Annotated in this window: 16 protein-coding genes; 15 read left to right on the top strand and 1 reads right to left on the bottom strand. The window is 59.7% G+C overall.

Annotation, left to right across the window (positions count from 1 at the left end; all coding sequences use genetic code 11):
- Positions 1–19 precede the first annotated feature (19 nt).
- The 12 genes from ACL2XG_RS11450 to lpxC all read left to right on the top strand — a co-directional run bounded on the left by ACL2XG_RS11450 (position 20) and on the right by lpxC (position 15,277).
- Entirely contained in the window at positions 20–1,783 is a 1,764-nt protein-coding gene (locus ACL2XG_RS11450; RefSeq protein ID WP_410016420.1) for a peptidoglycan glycosyltransferase FtsI, read from the top strand.
- Positions 1,770–3,257 carry a UDP-N-acetylmuramoyl-L-alanyl-D-glutamate--2,6-diaminopimelate ligase gene (gene murE / locus ACL2XG_RS11445; RefSeq protein WP_413722141.1) on the top strand — a complete coding sequence of 496 codons (1,488 nt, stop codon included), beginning with the start codon at positions 1,770–1,772 and terminating at the stop codon, positions 3,255–3,257. Before ACL2XG_RS11450 ends, murE begins: the two co-directional genes overlap by 14 nt.
- Entirely contained in the window at positions 3,254–4,627 is a 1,374-nt protein-coding gene (gene murF / locus ACL2XG_RS11440) for a UDP-N-acetylmuramoyl-tripeptide--D-alanyl-D-alanine ligase (protein WP_413722142.1), read from the top strand. The genes murE and murF overlap by 4 nt, the downstream gene beginning before the upstream one ends.
- A complete protein-coding gene (gene mraY / locus ACL2XG_RS11435; protein WP_410016417.1) occupies positions 4,621–5,703 on the top strand; it encodes a phospho-N-acetylmuramoyl-pentapeptide-transferase in 1,083 nt (360 codons plus the stop codon). The genes murF and mraY overlap by 7 nt, the downstream gene beginning before the upstream one ends.
- 5 nt (positions 5,704–5,708) lie before the next feature.
- Positions 5,709–7,025: a UDP-N-acetylmuramoyl-L-alanine--D-glutamate ligase gene (murD, locus tag ACL2XG_RS11430; protein ID WP_413723544.1), complete on the top strand. Its 1,317-nt coding sequence runs from the start codon at positions 5,709–5,711 to the stop codon at positions 7,023–7,025.
- The gene (gene ftsW, locus ACL2XG_RS11425) at positions 7,025–8,227 is read left to right on the top strand and encodes a cell division protein FtsW (RefSeq protein WP_410016416.1); all 1,203 of its coding nucleotides are present in this window, start codon (positions 7,025–7,027) and stop codon (positions 8,225–8,227) included. The genes murD and ftsW overlap by 1 nt, the downstream gene beginning before the upstream one ends.
- Positions 8,224–9,315 carry an undecaprenyldiphospho-muramoylpentapeptide beta-N-acetylglucosaminyltransferase gene (murG, locus tag ACL2XG_RS11420; protein WP_410016415.1) on the top strand — a complete coding sequence of 364 codons (1,092 nt, stop codon included), beginning with the start codon at positions 8,224–8,226 and terminating at the stop codon, positions 9,313–9,315. Before ftsW ends, murG begins: the two co-directional genes overlap by 4 nt.
- 64 nt (positions 9,316–9,379) lie before the next feature.
- Positions 9,380–10,855, top strand: coding sequence for a UDP-N-acetylmuramate--L-alanine ligase (gene murC / locus ACL2XG_RS11415; RefSeq protein WP_410016414.1), 1,476 nt, complete (start codon positions 9,380–9,382; stop codon positions 10,853–10,855).
- A 79-nt stretch (positions 10,856–10,934) separates the two neighbouring features.
- Positions 10,935–11,768 (top strand): cell division protein FtsQ, encoded by an 834-nt coding sequence (ftsQ, locus tag ACL2XG_RS11410; RefSeq protein ID WP_410016413.1) that lies wholly within the window; start codon positions 10,935–10,937, stop codon positions 11,766–11,768.
- 2 nt (positions 11,769–11,770) lie between these two features.
- Positions 11,771–13,027: a cell division protein FtsA gene (gene ftsA / locus ACL2XG_RS11405; RefSeq protein ID WP_162363969.1), complete on the top strand. Its 1,257-nt coding sequence runs from the start codon at positions 11,771–11,773 to the stop codon at positions 13,025–13,027.
- 71 nt (positions 13,028–13,098) lie between these two features.
- The gene (gene ftsZ / locus ACL2XG_RS11400) at positions 13,099–14,259 is read left to right on the top strand and encodes a cell division protein FtsZ (protein ID WP_410016412.1); all 1,161 of its coding nucleotides are present in this window, start codon (positions 13,099–13,101) and stop codon (positions 14,257–14,259) included.
- 100 nt (positions 14,260–14,359) lie between these two features.
- Positions 14,360–15,277, top strand: coding sequence for a UDP-3-O-acyl-N-acetylglucosamine deacetylase (gene lpxC / locus ACL2XG_RS11395; RefSeq protein ID WP_410016411.1), 918 nt, complete (start codon positions 14,360–14,362; stop codon positions 15,275–15,277).
- A gap of 30 nt (positions 15,278–15,307) precedes the next feature.
- Here the strand turns inward: lpxC and ACL2XG_RS11390 are convergent, their stop codons facing one another.
- Positions 15,308–15,835, bottom strand: coding sequence for a DUF721 domain-containing protein (locus tag ACL2XG_RS11390; RefSeq protein ID WP_410016410.1), 528 nt, complete (start codon positions 15,833–15,835; stop codon positions 15,308–15,310).
- 27 nt (positions 15,836–15,862) lie between these two features.
- Between ACL2XG_RS11390 and secM the strand changes: the two genes are divergently transcribed.
- The 3 genes from secM to mutT all read left to right on the top strand — a co-directional run bounded on the left by secM (position 15,863) and on the right by mutT (position 19,670).
- Positions 15,863–16,384 carry a secA translation cis-regulator SecM gene (gene secM / locus ACL2XG_RS11385; RefSeq protein WP_413722143.1) on the top strand — a complete coding sequence of 174 codons (522 nt, stop codon included), beginning with the start codon at positions 15,863–15,865 and terminating at the stop codon, positions 16,382–16,384.
- An 88-nt stretch (positions 16,385–16,472) separates the two neighbouring features.
- The gene (gene secA / locus ACL2XG_RS11380; RefSeq protein WP_410016408.1) at positions 16,473–19,190 is read left to right on the top strand and encodes a preprotein translocase subunit SecA; all 2,718 of its coding nucleotides are present in this window, start codon (positions 16,473–16,475) and stop codon (positions 19,188–19,190) included.
- An 87-nt stretch (positions 19,191–19,277) separates the two neighbouring features.
- The gene (gene mutT / locus ACL2XG_RS11375) at positions 19,278–19,670 is read left to right on the top strand and encodes an 8-oxo-dGTP diphosphatase MutT (protein ID WP_410016624.1); all 393 of its coding nucleotides are present in this window, start codon (positions 19,278–19,280) and stop codon (positions 19,668–19,670) included.
- Positions 19,671–19,676 lie beyond the last annotated feature (6 nt).

Below are 19,676 nucleotides of genomic sequence, written 5' to 3'. Positions count from 1 at the left end.
CCGGATAACTAAACATTTAATGAAAGCCGCGCGAGCGATAAAATTGAAACGCTATGTAGATCAGGCCAGCTTTGTCAGCTGGCGTTTTGCGTTGTTGTGCGGCTGTATTTTACTTGCGTTGCTGGGTCTGGTTTTTCGCGTGGGCTACTTGCAGGTTATCAATCCGGACATGCTGGTGCGCGAGGGCGATATGCGGTCGCTGCGTGTGCAGGAAGTGCCCACCGCGCGCGGCATGATAAGCGACCGTGCCGGGCGCCCCCTGGCGGTCAGCGTGCCGGTCAACGCCATTTGGGCCGACCCGAAAGAAGTGAACGAACATGGCGGCATCACCGTCGACAGCCGCTGGAAGGCGCTGTCCGACGCGTTATCCATCCCCCTCGATCAGATGTCCTCGCGCATTAACGCCAATCCCAAGGGACGCTTTGTTTACCTGGCGCGTCAGGTCAATCCGGCCATTGGCGACTACATCCACAAGCTGAAGCTGCCCGGTATTTATTTGCGTCAGGAGTCGCGGCGTTACTATCCGGCGGGGCAAGTTACCGCCCACCTGATCGGTTTTACCAATATCGACAGCCAGGGCATCGAAGGGGTGGAAAAAAGCTTCGACCGCTGGCTGACCGGCCAGCCCGGCGAGCGCACGGTGCGCAAAGACCGCTTCGGCAGGGTTATCGAGGATATCTCCACCGTCGATAGCCAGGCGGCGCATAACCTGGTCCTCAGTATCGACGAGCGGCTCCAGGCGGTGGTCTACCGGGAATTGAACAACGCGGTGGCCTTTAATAAAGCCGAATCGGGCACCGCGGTGCTGGTGGATGTCAACACCGGCGAGGTTCTGGCGATGGCCAACAGCCCTTCCTATAACCCTAATAACCTGAGCGGGACGACCAAGGACGTGATGCGCAACCGCGCCATCACCGATATTTTCGAACCGGGTTCCACGGTGAAGCCGATGGTGGTAATGACCGCCTTGCAGCGCGGCGTTATCAAGGAAAATAGCGTACTCAATACCGTGCCTTATTACATCAACGGCCATGAGATCAAAGACGTGGCCCGTTATGCCGAGCTGACCCTGACCGGGGTTTTGCAAAAATCGAGTAACGTCGGCGTTTCCAAGCTGGCGTTAGCGATGCCCTCCTCGGCGCTGGTAGATACCTACTCGCGTTTTGGCCTGGGTAAGGCGACCAATTTGGGGTTGGTCGGAGAAAGCAGTGGCTTATTTCCCCATAAACAACGGTGGTCTGACATAGAGAGGGCCACCTTCTCTTTCGGCTACGGGCTAATGGTAACGCCGTTACAGTTAGCGCGGGTCTATGCCACGGTCGGCAGCCTGGGCATTTTGCGCCCGCTGTCGATTACCAAGGTCGATCCGCCGGTGGCGGGCGAGCGTGTATTCCCCGAGACCCTGGTGCGCACCGTGGTGCATATGATGGAAAGCGTCGCGCTGCCCGGCGGCGGCGGCACCAAGGCCGCCATCAAAGGCTATCGCATCGCTATCAAGACCGGCACCGCGAAAAAGGTCGGTCCCGACGGACAATACATCAATAAATATATCGCCTATACCGCGGGCGTGGCGCCGGCCAGCCAGCCCCGCTTCGCGCTGGTGGTGGTCATCAACGATCCGCAGGCCGGCAAATACTACGGCGGCGCCGTATCCGCGCCGGTGTTCGGCGCCATTATGGGCGGCGTGTTGCGAACGATGAACGTGGAACCGGATGCACTTCAGACCGGAGATAAAAATGACATGGTAACTAATCGAAAAGAGGGATCAGGTGACCGATCGTAATTTGCGCGAATTGCTCGCTCCGTGGGTGCCCCAGGCGCCGGAGCGCGCGCTCAGGGAAATGACGCTGGACAGCCGCACGGCGGCTGCCGGGGATCTGTTTGTGGCCGTAGCCGGCCATAAAGCGGACGGGCGCAGCTATATTTCCCAGGCTATTGCGCAAGGTGTTGCCGCCGTGGTGGCGGAAGCCGACGGCGAGGCCGCGGATGGCGAGCTGCGCGAGCAGCATGGCGTCCCGGTTATCTACCTTGCCGGACTGAACGCGCGGTTATCGGCCCTGGCCGGCCGTTTTTACGGCCAGCCGTCGCAGGCGCTACGGCTGGCCGGCGTCACCGGCACCAACGGTAAAACCACCACCACCCACCTGCTGGCGCAATGGGCGCAGCTGATGGGTGACACGAGCGCCGTCATGGGCACCGTGGGCAACGGTTTATTCGGCCAGGTCGTCCCGGCGGAAAATACCACCGGCTCGGCCGTTGATGTGCAGCAGACGCTGTATCAGCTACATCAGCAGGGCGCGGAGTTCGCCGCCATGGAAGTCTCTTCCCATGGCCTGGTGCAGCACCGGGTGGCCGATGTGCATTTCGCCGCCGCCGCGTTTACCAACCTGAGCCGCGATCACCTGGATTACCATGGCGATATGGCCCATTACGAAGCGGCTAAATGGCAGCTGTTCGCCAGCCCTAATGTGGCGCAGCGCATTATCAACGCCGACGACGAGGTGGGCCGGCGCTGGCTGGCCCGGCTGCCTGAGGCGGTGGCGGTATCCGTCAGCCAGCGCCTGCCGTCGCCCTTGCCCGCCCGTTGGCTGCAGGCCACCCGGGTGCAGTATCACGCCACCGGCGTGGAAATCCAGTTTGATTCCAGCTGGGGCGGCGGGCAAATCCGCAGCCGGCTGATTGGCGAGTTTAATGTCAGCAACCTGCTGTTGGCCTTTGCCACCCTGCTGGCGCTGGGCTATCCGCTGGCTGAACTGGCCCGCAAAGCGGGGCAGTTACAGTCGGTAAACGGCCGTATGGAAGTATTTCATGCCGCCGGCAAACCTACGGTGGTGGTGGACTACGCCCATACGCCGGATGCGCTGGAAAAGGCGCTGGCGGCGGCCAGGCAGCACTGCCACGGTAAACTGTGGTGCGTGTTCGGCTGCGGCGGCGATCGTGATAAAGGTAAGCGCCCGCTGATGGGCGGCATCGCCGAACAATACGCCGATCGGGTGGTGATCACCGATGACAATCCACGCGGCGAGGCGCCGATGGCCATCATCAACGATATCCTGGCGGGGCTGCTGAATGCGGGCGGCGCCACGGTGATCCCGGGCCGGGCCGAAGCGGTAACCAGCGCCGTGATGCAGGCCGGCGAGCAGGACGTGGTGCTGGTGGCGGGCAAGGGCCATGAGGATTACCAACTGATCGGCAAGCAACGCCTGGATTACTCCGATCGTACTACCGTGGCGCGTTTATTGGGGGCGCTCGCATGATTAGCGTATCCCTCGCAACGCTGGCCCCGGTGCTGAACGCGGAATTTATCGGCGCGGACAGCGCGTTGGACAGCGTTATCAGCGCCGTATCCACCGATTCGCGCGCCGTGGCGCCGTCCGGTTTATTCGTGGCGCTCAAGGGCGAGACGTTCGATGCCCATGATTTTGCGCGGCAGGCTATTGCCGGCGGGGCTATCGCCCTGCTGGTGAGTAAGCGCTTACCGGTGGACGTGCCCCAACTGCTGGTGGCCGATACCCGCCGCGCCCTGGGATTGCTGGGCGCCTGGGTGCGCAGCCAGGTGCCCGCGCGGGTCGTGGCCCTGACCGGCTCGTCCGGCAAGACGTCGGTCAAGGAAATGACCGCCGCCATCCTGCGCCAGTGCGGACGGGTGTTATATACCGACGGCAATTTCAACAATGACATCGGCGTGCCGCTGACGCTGCTGCGCCTGACGCCCGCGGATGATTTTGCGGTTATCGAGCTTGGCGCCAACCATATCGGCGAAATCGCCTATACCACCGATCTGGTCAGGCCGGAAACGGCGCTGGTAAACAACCTGTCCGCCGCGCATCTGGCGGGTTTCGGTTCGCTGAGCGGCGTGGCGCAGGCCAAAGGCGAAATTTTCGGCAGCCTGCCGCCCCAGGGCCGGGCCATTATCAATGCCGATAGCCACGATTGGCCGCACTGGCAGGCGCTGCTGCAGCATAAGCAGGTATGGCGCTTCTCGCCGCAGGCGGGCGACGCGGTGGATTTTTACGCCAGCGACGTTTGCGCTACCCAGGGCGGAGTCGATTTTACGCTGCATTGCCCGTTGGGCGAATGCCGGGTGAAACTCCCCTTGCCGGGGCGCCATAACGTGGCGAACGCGCTGGCGGCCAGCGCGCTGGCGCTGTCGGTCGGCGCCACCCTTGAAGCCGTGGTTCTCGGCCTGGCGCAGCTGAGCGCCGTGCCGGGCCGGCTGTTTCCCATTACGTTGGGCCAGGGCCGGTTGTTGCTCGACGACAGCTATAACGCTAACGTCGGCTCGATGACCGCCGCGGCGCAGGTTTTGGCCGACATGCCGGGTTACCGGGTGATGGTGGTGGGCGATATGGCCGAGCTGGGCGACGGGGAAGAAGAATGCCATCGCCAGGTGGGCGACGCCATACGTATGGCGGGCATTGACAAAGTGTTAAGCGTCGGCAGGCTGAGCCAGGCAATAAGCGAAGCCAGCGGCCGTGGCGAACATTTCCAGGATAAAGCGTCGCTGACTTCCCGTCTGACGCAGTTACTGTCTGAACATGCGGTAATTACCCTATTAGTCAAAGGTTCACGTAGTTCCGCAATGGAGCAGGTAGTGCGCGCGTTACAGGAGAAAGCAACATGTTAGTTTGGCTGGCCGAACATTTGGTCCAATTTTATTCGGGCTTTAACGTCTTTTCGTATTTGACGTTCCGCGCCATCGTCAGCCTGCTGACCGCGTTATTTATTTCGCTGTGGATGGGACCGCATCTGATCGCCTGGCTGCAAAAATTGCAAATCGGCCAGGTGGTGCGCAGCGACGGACCGGAGTCGCATTTCAGCAAACGCGGCACTCCCACCATGGGCGGGCTGATGATTTTAACCTCCATCACCATTTCGGTGCTGATGTGGGCTTACCCGTCGAATCCGTATGTATGGTGCGTGCTGTTTGTGCTGCTGGGTTACGGCGTGGTCGGATTTATCGATGACTACCGCAAGGTGGTGCGCAAGGATACCAAGGGACTGATTGCCCGCTGGAAGTATTTCTGGCAGTCGATCATCGCCATTGCGGTGGCGTTTACCATGTACCAGGTGGGCAAAGGGACGCCGGCCACCCAACTGGTGGTGCCGTTTTTCAAGGACATCATGCCCCAGCTCGGGCTGCTGTATGTCCTGCTGGCCTACTTCGTCATCGTCGGCACCAGCAACGCGGTAAACCTGACCGACGGGCTGGACGGCCTGGCGATCATGCCGACGGTGTTTGTCGCCGCCGGGCTGGCGCTGGTGGCCTGGGCCACCGGGAATATGAATTTCGCCAACTATCTGCATATCCCCTATATCCGTTACGCGGGGGAACTGGTGATAGTCTGTACCGCCATCGTCGGCGCCGGGTTGGGTTTTTTATGGTTTAACACCTACCCGGCCCAGGTATTTATGGGCGATGTCGGCTCACTGGCGCTGGGCGGGGCGCTTGGCACCATTGCGGTACTGTTGCGCCAGGAGTTCCTGCTGGTGATCATGGGCGGCGTGTTTGTCATGGAGACCATGTCGGTAATCCTGCAGGTGGGGTCGTTTAAACTGCGCGGCCAGCGGATTTTCCGCATGGCGCCGATTCATCATCATTATGAGCTGAAAGGCTGGCCGGAACCGCGCGTGATCGTGCGCTTTTGGATAATCTCGCTGATGCTGGTCCTGATTGGACTGGCGACGCTGAAGGTGCGGTAACTATGATGACCGACTATCGGGGTAAAAATGTTGTCATTATCGGGTTGGGACTGACCGGTCTCTCCTGCGTTGATTTTTTTATCAGCCGAAACGTCACGCCCCGGGTGATGGACACCCGTTTTACACCGCCAGGGCTGGATAAGCTTGCCGATAAGGTGGAACGGCACCTGGGCGGCCTGAATGAAGACTGGCTGCTGGAGGCGGATCTGATCGTCGCCAGCCCCGGCATCGCCCTGGCGCATCCGGCCCTGGCCGCCGCCGCCGCCGCGGGCGTGGAAATCGTCGGCGATATTGAACTGTTTTGCCGCGAGGCCCGGGCGCCAATCGTGGCGATTACCGGTTCCAACGGCAAAAGCACCGTCACTATGCTGGTGGGCGAGATGGCGAAAAGCGCCGGCTGGCACGTGGGCGTGGGCGGTAATATCGGCTGGCCGGCGCTGATGCTGCTCAACGAGCCTTATCAGCTGTACGTGCTGGAACTGTCGAGCTTCCAATTGGAAACGACCTCCAGCCTGCGTGCCGCCGCCGCCACCATCCTCAATGTTACCGAGGATCATATGAACCGTTATCCGCTGGGTATGCAGCAGTACCGCGCGGCCAAATTAAAGATTTACGAACAGGCGCGGGTCTGCGTGGTGAATGCCGATGACGCCCTGACCATGCCGGTGCGCGGCAATGACCCGCGCTGCGTCAGTTTTGGCGTCGGCGCCGGGGATTACCGGCTCGATTTGCGTCCGGACGGCCAATGGCTGAGCGTCCGGGGCGAGGATGTGCTCAATACCGCCGCGATGAAGCTGACCGGACGCCATAACCATACCAACGCCCTGGCGGCGCTGGCCCTGGCCGATGCCGTATCCGTCCCGCGCGCGGCGAGCCTGAAGGCGCTGGAGACGTTTACCGGCCTGGCCCATCGTTTCCAACTGGCCTATGAACACCGCGGCGTGCGCTGGATCAATGACTCCAAGGCCACCAATGTCGGCAGTACCGAGGCGGCGCTGAATGGCCTGGCGGTCGACGGCACGCTGCATTTATTGCTGGGCGGCGACGGCAAATCGGCGAACTTTAGCCCGCTGCTGCCGCTGCTGCAGGGCGAACGGATACGACTGTACTGCTTTGGCCGCGACGGCGCGCAGCTGGCCGGCCTGCGTCCGGAAGTCTCGACGCTCACCGAGACCCTGGAACAGGCGATGAAACTGATTGCCGGCCAATGTGGGGCAGGGGACATGGTCCTGCTGTCGCCGGCGTGCGCCAGCCTCGATCAATTCCGTAGTTTTGAACATCGCGGCGATGAATTCGTGCGGCTGGCAAAGGAGTTAGGCTGATGCATATGCCGGGGCTGAGCCGTTTTGGCGGACTGAAAGATTGGATTATGGGCGTGCGCGATGTCGAGGCGCCCACCAACGTGCTCTACGATCGCACTTTGCTTTGGCTGACGCTGGGTCTTGCCTGCCTCGGTTTTATCATGGTCACCTCGGCGTCGATGCCCATCGGCCAGCGGCTGTCCGACGACCCGTTTTATTTTGCCAAGCGCGATGCCTTTTACCTGGCGCTGGCGTTCGGCCTGTCGCTGGTGACGTTGCGCATACCGATGGAAGTCTGGCAGCGCTACAGCTCGGGCATGCTGCTGATCACCATGGTGATGCTGCTGGTGGTGTTGGTGGTGGGCAGTTCGGTCAACGGCGCCTCGCGCTGGATAGCGCTGGGACCGCTGCGTATCCAGCCGGCGGAATTATCCAAACTGTCGCTGTTTTGCTATCTCGCCAGTTACCTGGTGCGCAAAGTGGAAGAAGTCCGTACCAACTTCTGGGGCTTTTGCAAACCGATGGGCGTGATGGTGGTTCTGGCGGTGCTGCTGCTGGCGCAGCCCGACCTGGGCACCGTGGTGGTGCTGTTCGTGACCACGCTGGCGATGCTGTTTTTGGCCGGCGCGAAGCTGTGGCAGTTCCTGTCGATTATCGGCTCGGGCATTTTTGCCGTGGTGCTGTTGGTTATCGCCGAACCCTACCGTATGCGCCGCGTCACCTCGTTCTGGGATCCCTGGCAGGACCCCTTCGGCAGTGGTTACCAGCTGACCCAATCGCTGATGGCGTTCGGCCGCGGCGAATTCTGGGGACAGGGGCTGGGGAACTCGGTACAGAAACTGGAATATCTGCCCGAGGCGCATACCGACTTCATCTTTGCGATTTTAGGTGAGGAACTGGGGTATTTCGGTGTGGTTTTGGCGCTGTTGATGGTATTCTTCGTCGCTTTTCGCGCCATGTCCATCGGGCGCAAGGCGCTGGAGATCGATCAGCGCTTCTCCGGATTCCTGGCCTGCGCCATCGGGATCTGGTTCAGTTTCCAGGCGTTGGTCAACGTGGGGGCGGCCGCGGGCATGCTGCCCACCAAGGGGCTGACGTTGCCGCTTATCAGTTATGGTGGGTCGAGTTTGCTGATTATGTCTACCGCCATCGTATTATTATTGCGTATCGATTATGAAACGCGCCTGACCAAGGCGCAGGCGTTTGCAAGGGGGCCCCGATGACCGGCAAAACCAGGCGTTTAATGGTGATGGCCGGTGGTACCGGCGGCCATGTATTCCCGGGGCTGGCGGTGGCGCATTATCTGATGGCGCAGGGCTGGCAGGTACGCTGGCTGGGCACCGCCGATCGCATGGAAGCCGATCTGGTGCCGAAAAACGGTATCGACATTGATTTTATCCGCATCAGCGGATTACGCGGCAAAGGATGGCGGGCACAGCTGTATGCGCCGGTGCGCATCTGGCGGGCGGTGCGGCAGGCGAAAGCCATTATGCGCGCCTACCGGCCGGATGTGGTGCTGGGCATGGGCGGTTATGTTTCCGGTCCCGGCGGCCTGGCGGCGTGGCTGTGCGGGGTGCCGGTCGTCCTGCATGAGCAAAACGGCATCGCCGGCCTGACCAACCGCTGGCTGGCGAAGATAGCGACAAAAGTATTGCAGGCGTTTCCCGGCGCGTTTGCCAACGCCGACGTGGTGGGCAACCCGGTGCGCACCGATGTGCTGGCGCTGCCGTTGCCCGCGGAACGCCTGCGGGACCGGCAGGGACCGGTGCGGGTGCTGGTGATTGGCGGCAGCCAGGGCGCGCGCGTTTTGAACCAGACCATGCCCGGCGTGGCCGCCCGGCTGGGCGAGCGCATCACGCTTTGGCACCAGGTGGGCAAAGGCGCGCTGGACGAAGTTAACCAGGCTTATGCCGCGCTGGGACAGACCGGGCATAACGTGACCGAATTCATCGACGACATGGCGGCAGCTTACGGTTGGGCGGATGTGGTGGTTTGCCGCTCCGGCGCCCTGACGGTAAGTGAAATCGCCGCCGCCGGCCTGCCCGCGATTTTTGTGCCGTTTTTGCATAAAGACCGGCAGCAGTACTGGAACGCCCGTCCGCTGGAACAGGCGGGCGCGGCGCGGATTATCGAACAGCCGCAGTTCTCGGTGGACAGCGTGAGCGAGACGCTGGCCGGATGGGATCGATTGACGCTGCTGGCGATGGCGCAGAATGCCCGCAAAGCGGCGATTCCGGACGCGACGGAGCGGGTGGCGCGGGAAGTGGCGGCGGCGGTGAAGGCGGATAACCGCTACGCGCCGGCAATGTGACATTAACCGGACGGGGCCATGGCGCCGTCTGTTGAGAAATCATAATACTTTAAGTGGTTAAAACGTGAATACACAACAACTGGCGAAACTGCGAACTTTTGTACCCGAGATGCGGCGTGTGCGGCAAATCCATTTTGTCGGCATCGGCGGCGCGGGTATGGGCGGTATCGCGGAAGTGCTGGCGAACGAAGGCTATCAAATCAGCGGCTCCGATCTGGCGCCGAATGCCGTGACGCAGCAATTGACGGAACTGGGGGCCACGATCTTTTTTAACCACCGCCCGGAAAATATCAGCGAGGCAAGCGTCGTCGTCGTCTCCAGCGCCATCGCCAGCGACAATCCGGAAATCGTGGCGGCCAAAGAGGCCCGGATCCCGGTTATCCAGCGCGCGGAAATGCTGGCGGAGCTGATGCGTTTTCGCCATGGCATCGCCATCGCCGGCACCCATGGCAAGACCACCACCACCGCCATGGTGGCCAGTATTTACGCCCAGGCCGGGCTGGACCCGACCTTTGTCAACGGCGGGCTGGTAAAGGCGGCCGGCGTGCACGCCCGGTTGGGGTGCAGCCGCTACCTGATTGCCGAAGCGGATGAAAGCGACGCCTCGTTCCTGCACCTGCAGCCGATGGTGGCGATTATCACCAATATCGAAGCCGACCATATGGATACCTACCAGGGCGATTTCGAACTGCTGAAACAGACGTTTATTACGTTTTTACATAATTTGCCGTTTTATGGACGCGCGGTGATGTGCATGGACGATCCGGTTATTCGCGAGCTGCTGCCGAAAGTGGGCCGTCATATCACTACCTACGGCTTCAGCGATGACGCGGATGTGCGCATCACCGATTACCGCCAGCAGGGGGCCCAGGGCAGCTTTAATCTCCATCGGCAGGATAAGCCGGTGCTGGCGGTAACCCTTAACGCGCCGGGCCGCCACAACGCGCTCAACGCGGCGGCGGCGGTGGCGGTGGCTACCGAGGAAGGCATTGAGGACGACAGTATTTTGCAGGCGTTGTTCCAATTCCAGGGTACGGGGCGCCGTTTTGATTTCCTCGGCAGCTATCCCCTGGATAATGTGAACGGCAAGACGGGCGAGGTGATGCTGGTGGATGACTATGGCCACCATCCGACCGAGGTGGACGCCACCATCAAGGCGGCGCGCGCCGGCTGGCCGGATAAACGCCTGGTCATGGTGTTCCAGCCGCACCGGTATACCCGCACCCGCGATTTATATGAGGATTTCGCCAACGTGCTGTCCGGGGTGGATGTGTTGCTGATGCTGGATGTCTATCCCGCCGGCGAGTCGCCAATCCCGGGCGCCGACAGCCGCTCATTGTGCCGGACCATCCGTGGACGGGGAAAGATCGACCCCATCATGGTGCCGGACATGGAGTCGCTGCCGGAAATGCTGGCGCTGGCGTTGCAGGATAATGATCTGGTGCTGATGCAGGGCGCCGGAACCGTAGGCAAAATCGCGCGCAAAGTGGCCGATAACCATTTGCAGCCCCGACCAATCGCAGAGGGACGACATGCCTGATAACAACCATCCGCCGGGCGGCGTTTTCGTCAACCACCGCGTGCCGTTGCGGCCCGCAGATAGCGTGGCGGGCTGATATATGTCCCAGGCAGCGATAAACATCCGCAGCCGCGAGGCTGAAAGCGCCGCCACAGGGCGCAGCAACGGCGGCCAGCTGGCGGGGCTGATATTCCTGATGATGGTGCTCGCCACCATCGTCTGGGGCGGCTGGATGGTGGTCGGCTGGATGAAAGACGCGCATCGTCTGCCGCTTTCCCGGCTGGTGGTTACCGGACAACGTTATTACACCACCAACGATGATATCCGCCAGGCGATACTGGCGCTGGGCGCGCCGGGCACGTTTATGACCCAGGACGTCAATGTCATCCAGCAGCAGATAGAACGGCTGCCGTGGATCAAGCAGGCCAGCGTGCGCAAGCAGTGGCCCGATGAACTCAAAATCCACCTGGTGGAATATGTACCGGTGGCGCGCTGGAACGATTTGCATATGCTGGACGCCAGCGGCAAGGCCTTCAGCGTTCCCGCCGAGCGTATCGGCAACCAGCCCATGCCGATGCTGTACGGACCGGAAGGCAGCGAACAGGATGTGCTGACGGGTTACCGCACCATGAATGACGTGATGACCGCCCATAAATTTCAGTTAAAAACGGTCAGTATGAGCGCACGGCACTCCTGGCAGCTGACGCTTGCGGATGATATCCGGCTGGAATTGGGCCGCGACGACCGGGCCCGGCGTTTGCAGCGCTTTATCGGGATTTATCCGGTTCTACTCCAGCAGGCCCGGACCGATAACAAACGCATCAGCTATGTGGATTTGCGCTATGACGCGGGAGTCGCGGTAGGCTGGGCGCCGGCGTTTATCGATCAGCAGCAAAATAGTATTTCGCAACAGAATCAGGTACAGGCTAAATAATAATGATCAAGTCGACGGACAGAAAACTGGTAGTTGGACTGGAGATCGGTACGGCAAAGGTCGCCGCATTGGTAGGGGAAGTTCTGCCCGATGGCATGGTCAATATTATCGGGGTGGGCAGCTGCCCTTCCCGGGGTATGGATAAAGGCGGCGTAAACGATCTCGAATCGGTGGTGAAATGCGTCCAGCGCGCCATCGATCAGGCCGAGCTGATGGCGGATTGCCAAATCTCCTCGGTTTACCTGGCATTATCCGGCAAGCATATAAGTTGCCAGAACGAAATAGGGATGGTTCCTATTTCAGAAGAAGAAGTTACGCAGGAAGATGTGGAGAATGTGGTGCATACCGCCAAATCCGTGCGGGTGCGCGACGAACACCGGATTTTGCATGTGATACCTCAGGATTATGCCATCGACTACCAGGAAGGCATCAAAAATCCGGTCGGTTTATCCGGCGTGCGCATGCAGGCTAAGGTTCATCTGATAACCTGCCATAATGATATGGCGAAGAACATTGTTAAAGCCGTCGAGCGCTGCGGCCTGAAAGTGGATCAGCTGATTTTCGCCGGCCTGGCGTCCAGCTACGCGGTACTGACCGAGGACGAGCGCGAACTTGGCGTCTGCGTGGTGGATATCGGCGGCGGCACCATGGATATCGCGGTCTATACCGCGGGCGCCCTGCGGCATACCAAGGTGATACCGTACGCCGGCAACGTGGTGACCAGCGATATCGCCTATGCCTTCGGTACGCCGCCGGCCGACGCTGAGGCCATCAAGGTGCGCCACGGCTGCGCCCTGGGCTCGGCGGTCAGCAAAGACGAAACCGTCGAAGTCCCAAGCGTTGGCGGCCGTCCGCCGCGCAGTCTGCAACGGCAGACCCTGGCGGAAGTGATTGAGCCGCGTTATACGGAATTATTGAACCTGGTGAACGACGAAATCCTGCAACTGCAGGAGCAGCTTCGCCAGCAAGGGGTTAAGCATCATCTGGCCGCCGGCATCGTGTTAACCGGCGGCGCGGCGCAAATCGACGGCCTGGCGGCCTGCGCCCAACGGGTGTTCCATACGCAGGTGCGTATTGGACAACCGCTGAATATTACCGGTCTGACGGATTATGCGCAGGCACCGTACTATTCTACCGCTGTCGGGTTATTGCATTACGGTAAAGAGTCTCATTTGAGCGGTGAGATTGAAGTGGAAAAACGTACCTCGGTAAGCAACTGGGTCAAACGCATCAGCAGCTGGCTGAGGAAAGAGTTTTAATTGTTTACTTGCGGGGTCATGCTGTGCAGGCGGCTGGCTCCGATGCGACAGGCACAAAACGGAGAGAAACTATGTTTGAACCTATGGAATTAACCAACGACGCGGTGATTAAAGTCATCGGCGTCGGCGGCGGCGGCGGCAACGCCGTTGAGCATATGGTGCGCGAACGCATCGAAGGCGTGGAATTTTTTGCGGTCAACACCGATGCCCAGGCATTGCGTAAAACCGCGGTCGGCCAGACCATCCAGATTGGCGGCGGCATCACCAAAGGTCTGGGAGCGGGCGCCAATCCCGAGGTGGGTCGCAATTCCGCCGAGGAAGATCGCGAAGCGCTGCGCGCGGCGCTGGAAGGCGCGGATATGGTGTTTATCGCGGCCGGCATGGGCGGCGGCACCGGCACCGGGGCTGCGCCCGTGGTGGCGGAAGTGGCCAAGGAATTGGGCATTTTGACCGTGGCCGTGGTGACCAAGCCGTTTAATTTCGAAGGCAAGAAGCGCATGGCGTTTGCCGAGCAGGGGATCGCCGAGCTGTCCAAGCACGTGGACTCGCTTATCACCATCCCCAACGACAAATTGCTCAAGGTGCTCGGACGCGGTATTTCGCTGCTGGACGCCTTCGGCGCCGCCAACGACGTACTGAAAGGCGCGGTGCAGGGTATCGCGGAATTGATCACCCGTCCCGGTCTGATGAACGTCGACTTCGCCGACGTGCGCACCGTCATGTCCGAAATGGGCTATGCCATGATGGGCTCGGGCGTTGCCTGCGGCGAAGATCGCGCGGAAGAAGCGGCTGAAATGGCGATATCCAGCCCGCTGCTGGAAGATATCGATTTGTCCGGCGCGCGCGGCGTACTGGTCAATATCACCGCCGGCTTCGACCTGCGTCTGGACGAGTTCGAAACCGTGGGTAACACTATCCGCGCGTTCGCCTCCGACAACGCGACCGTGGTCATCGGCACCTCCCTTGACCCGGATATGAACGACGAGCTGCGTGTGACGGTCGTGGCCACCGGTATCGGCATGGACAAGCGTCCTGAAATTACCCTGGTGACCAATAAGCAAAACAGCCAGCCGATAATGGAAAACCGCTATCAGCAGCATAATCACGGCATGTCGCCCATACAGCAAGAGCAGAAAATTGCGGCCAAGGCGGTCAACGAGCAAAACTCGCAGGCCGGCAAGGAACCCGATTACCTGGATATCCCGGCGTTTTTGCGCAAGCAGGCCGACTAAATCAGACGAAATTGGGAATCTCCGCTCTTTGTGCTAAACTGCCCCACCGACGTTAGCCTATAATGTGTCGGTGGTATGGATAACATTGCGAGATAAACTGATGATCAAACAGCGGACACTGAAACGTATTGTGCAGGCCACAGGCGTTGGTTTACATACCGGTAAAAAGGTAAAACTGACCCTGCGCCCTGCATCGGCTAACACCGGGGTCATCTATCGCCGCACGGATTTGAATCCTCCGGTGGACTTCCCGGCGGATGCTAAATCGGTGCGGGATACCATGCTTTGCACGTGTCTGGTCAATGAGCATGATGTTCGTATCTCCACCGTCGAACATCTTAACGCCGCATTGGCAGGTTTGGGCATCGACAACATCATCGTTGAAGTCAATGCGCCTGAAATTCCTATTATGGACGGCAGCGCCAGCCCCTTTGTCTATCTGCTGATGGACGCCGGAATCGAGGAGCTTAACTGCGCCAAGAAATTCCTGCGCATCAAGGACAAGGTTCGCGTTGAAGATGGCGATAAATGGGCTGAACTGACGCCGTTTAATGGTTTCAAGCTCGATTTTACCATTGATTTCAAACATCCTGCGATCGATGCAAGCTCGCAACGTTATTGCCTGAATTTTTCCGCCGAGTCTTTCGTGCGGCAAATCAGCCGCGCGCGCACCTTCGGGTTTATGCGCGACATCGAATACCTCCAGTCCCGGGGCCTGTGCCTGGGCGGTAGTTTCGATTGCGCCATCGTGGTTGATGATTATAAAGTGCTGAACGAAGATGGGCTGCGTTTTGAGGATGAGTTTGTCCGCCACAAAATGCTCGACGGTATCGGCGATCTGTATATGTGCGGCCACAATATCATTGGTTCGTTTACGGCGTTCAAGCCGGGCCATGCATTAAATAACAAATTGCTGCAGACCGTCCTGGCCCGCCAGGAAGCCTGGGAAATGGTGACCTTCGAAGACGAAGCCGAAATGCCGCTGGCATTTGCCGCGCCCTCGTTTGTGATTGCCTGACGCACGGGTATTTAGCGCTCTAACGGACTGTTATTTCCCACGACGGGTGGGGTTGGCACCTTCTCCGGCCAGCCCTGCCAGCCGTTCGAGCAGCTTTTGCAGCTTCTCGGGGCTGCGGGCCGCCAGGTGGCGAATCGCCTCGGCGCTCTGCGGGCTTAGCCTGCGTCTTTTTATGTCCTCCCCCTGATCCTTTATCTGCCGCTCGCTGCTGTTTTGCGTGATCAAATGCCCTTTTGTTGCCAGTGTCGGGTTAATCCTGATGTCGATGGATGACAATGATGGTAGAATCTGCGCTCGTAAAGCGGATAATAACCGTGATTGTTCATAGCGTAACCTCATCATCCAACTGGCATTGGCGGTTTCAAGCACCAATACCCCTTGCCTGAAATTGGCTACGCGACACCAGGGTTTCATCGGCGCGGGAAGCAGCGCGGCCACTGCCTGGTTCAGCTTTAACAGCGCCACGGCGCGTTGCTGGATTTGCTGCAGGGTCTGGCGCTCCGGCGTCGCAAGAACAGTAAACAGGGTATCAATGGATTGTGGACGACTGTCGCGCATAACAACTCCGGCGGAATGCATTAAGTAATGGGTATTTTAAATTGTTGGCGACAATTTGGCAGACGTTATTTCTGGCCGCATCTCCTGTTGGGGATGGTCGCGGCCGGCTTTGGCGTGCCTTATGCCCTCAACAGCGGGCAGGAGCAGGCGCAGCTGGCCAATACCCTGCCAAGCCTGAGCCGGCAAAACGCCTGTCACGCCGGCTTTACCCACCTGGCCCTGCTGAAGGACGCCCAGCGCCGTCCGTCGTTTACGGTGGATTATTGGCATCAGCATGCCATTCGCACGGTCATCCGCCATTTGTCCATTGCCTGGGTGGCGCAGCACGCCGGCGTTCCTGCATTGACGGCGGACAATGCCGCCCCGTTAAACCTACAGCGCCAGGTCCTGTTAAGCTCCCTTAGCGCCCTGCTGACCCACGAGCCCAAGCTGCCGGCCGTCATTCGTCATATCGCCCGGGCGGACTACCGGCCCGTTATCGATCATCGTACAGGAATTCGCCTGGCGCAGGTACAGGGAATTCGCGCCGGACCCCTCCGCCTCAGCTAACCGTATATCACGGACTTTTTATACCCCTTACGCATCTATTGGCCGCTGCCTGATAATCAGCGCCGGCCGTGACGAGATTTAAATAATTATGTTATCTAAACTGCTTACAAAAGTTTTTGGTAGTCGCAACGATCGTACCCTGCGCCGCATGAGCAAAACCGTTGAACTGATTAACCGGATGGAGCCGGAGCTGGAAAAGCTGAGCGACGCGCAGCTGGCCGCCAAGACCGTGGAGTTCCGCGCCCGTCTGGAGAAGGGCGAAAGCGTCGACAGCTTACTGCCGGAATCCTTTGCCGTGGTGCGCGAGGCCAGTAAACGCGTCTTCGGCATGCGCCACTTCGATGTCCAGCTACAGGGCGGCATGGTGCTTAACGACCGCTGCATCGCGGAAATGCGCACCGGTGAAGGTAAAACGCTGACCGCCACCCTGCCGGCGTACCTGAACGCCCTGAGCGGCAGGGGCGTCCATGTGGTCACGGTCAATGACTACCTGGCCCAGCGCGATGCCGAAAACAACCGTCCGCTGTTTGAATTCCTCGGGCTGACCGTCGGCATCAACCTGCCGAATATGCCGGCTCCGGCCAAACGCGCCGCCTATGCCGCCGATATTACCTATGGCACCAATAACGAATACGGTTTCGATTACCTGCGCGACAACATGGCGTTCAGTCCGGAAGAGCGCGTACAGCGCAAACTGCACTACGCGCTGGTGGATGAGGTCGACTCCATCCTTATCGATGAAGCCCGTACGCCGCTGATTATCTCAGGCCCGGCGGAAGACAGCTCCGAAATGTATATCCGGGTGGATAAACTCATTCCCCACCTGATCCGCCAGGATAAAGAAGACTCCGACTCGTTCCAGGGCGAGGGGCATTTTTCGGTGGATGAAAAATCACGCCAGGTCAATCTCACCGAGCGCGGCCTGGTGCTGATTGAAGAACTGATGGTCCAGGCCGGTATTATGGAAGAGGGCGAGTCGCTCTATTCCCCGGCCAATATCATGCTGATGCATCACGTCACCGCCGCGCTGCGCGCCCACGTGCTGTTCTCGCGCGATGTGGACTATATCGTCAAGGACGGCGAGGTGATCATCGTCGACGAACATACCGGCCGCACCATGCCGGGACGCCGCTGGTCCGACGGGCTGCACCAGGCGGTGGAGGCCAAGGAGCATGTGGCGATCCAGAACGAAAACCAGACGCTGGCCTCCATCACGTTCCAGAATTACTTCCGCCTGTATGAAAAACTGGCCGGCATGACCGGTACCGCCGATACCGAGGCCTTTGAATTCAGCTCGATCTATAAGCTCGATACTATCGTGGTGCCGACCAACCGGCCGATGATCCGCAAGGATTTACCGGATCTGGTCTATATGACCGAAAAAGAAAAGATCGACGCCATCATCGATGATATCAAGGCCTGCTCCGCCAAAGGGCAGCCGGTGCTGGTGGGGACCATCTCCATCGAAAAATCCGAAGTGGTGTCGCGCGAGCTGGAAAAAGCCGGCATCGAGCATAAGGTGCTGAACGCTAAATTCCATGCCATGGAAGCGGATATCGTGGCCCAGGCCGGTTCGCCCTTTGCCGTGACCATCGCCACCAACATGGCCGGTCGCGGTACGGATATCGTGCTCGGCGGCAGCTGGCAGGCGGAGATTTCCCACCTGGAGAACCCGAGCGAAGAGGACATCGCCGCAATCAAAGCCGCCTGGCAGATTCGCCACGACGCGGTGCTGGCCTCCGGCGGCCTGCATATCATCGGTACCGAACGCCATGAATCGCGCCGTATCGATAACCAGCTGCGCGGCCGTTCCGGCCGTCAGGGCGACGCCGGCTCCTCGCGTTTCTACCTGTCGATGGAAGATGCCCTGATGCGTATCTTCGCGTCCGACCGCGTCACCGGCATGATGCGCAAGCTGGGCATGAAACCGGGCGAGGCCATCGAGCATCCTTGGGTGACCAAGGCTATCGCCAATGCGCAGCGCAAGGTGGAAAGCCGCAACTTCGACATCCGTAAACAGCTGCTGGAATACGATGACGTCGCCAACGACCAGCGCCGGGCTATCTATAGCCAGCGCAACGAACTGCTGGATGTGGCCGATATCAGCGAGACCATTATCAGCATCCGCGAGGACGTGCTGAAAACCGTGCTCGACAATCATATCCCGCCGCAGTCCCTGGAAGAAATGTGGGACGTGCCGGGACTGGAAAAACGGCTGAAGGACGATTTCGATCTGGATATGCCGATTGCGGAATGGCTGGATAAAGAGCCCGGCCTGCACGAGGAAACCCTGCGCGAGCGCATCCTGGAACAAACGCTGGAACAGTATAAGCGTAAAGAGGAGGTGGTCGGCACCGAGATGATGCGCAGCTTTGAAAAAGGCGTGATGCTGCAAACGCTTGATTCCTTATGGAAAGAACATCTGGCTGCGATGGACTATCTGCGCCAGGGTATCCATCTGCGTGGTTACGCCCAGAAAGATCCCAAGCAGGAATACAAGCGTGAATCTTTCGCCATGTTTGCCGCCATGCTGGAATCGCTGAAATATGAAGTCATCAGCACCCTAAGCAAGGTCCAGGTGCGCATGCCCGAGGAAGTGGAAGCCCTGGAGCAGCAGCGTCGTGAAGAGGCGGAGCGCCTGGCGCGCCAGCAGCAGCTTAGCCACCAGCCCGAGCCGATGCTTGCCGACGTGGGTGCCTTGGCCAACACGCCGGTGCATGAGGGACGCAAGGTCGGGCGCAACGATCCGTGCCCCTGCGGTTCCGGTAAAAAATATAAGCAATGCCACGGCAAATTACAGCAATAATATAATAGTGATAGGCTAGGGACGCTGTCGCCTTAGGGTGACGGCGTTGAGCCGTGCTGAGATGATTTTATCGGAGTACCTGTGACAATAACTATTCGCACCATTGCCGTAGGCATTATCCGTAATGCGCAACAGCAGATCTTTATCGCCCAGCGGCCGGCGGACTCGCATATGGGCGGTTTCTGGGAATTCCCCGGCGGCAAAATGGAAGAGGGCGAAACCCCCGAGCAGGCGTTAAAACGGGAACTGCTGGAAGAGACCGGCATCAGGGTCGAACGGGCCGAACTGCTGGCCACCAGCCAGCACCAGTTTGCCGATCGGGATATGGCCTTCTATTTTTTCCTGGTCGAGGACTGGCAAGGCACGCCGTACGGCAAAGAGGGACAGCCGGTGCGCTGGTGCCCCCAGGCGGAACTGCGGGCCGATGAATTCCCGCCCGCCAATGCGTCAATCATCCGCCAGCTTATCGCCGCGACCTGACCTGCA

The organism is Sodalis sp. RH24 (genome assembly GCF_047324145.1).
In the GTDB taxonomy this organism is placed as follows: domain Bacteria; phylum Pseudomonadota; class Gammaproteobacteria; order Enterobacterales; family Enterobacteriaceae; genus Acerihabitans.
This window is presented reverse-complemented; position numbering and strand designations above follow the sequence as displayed.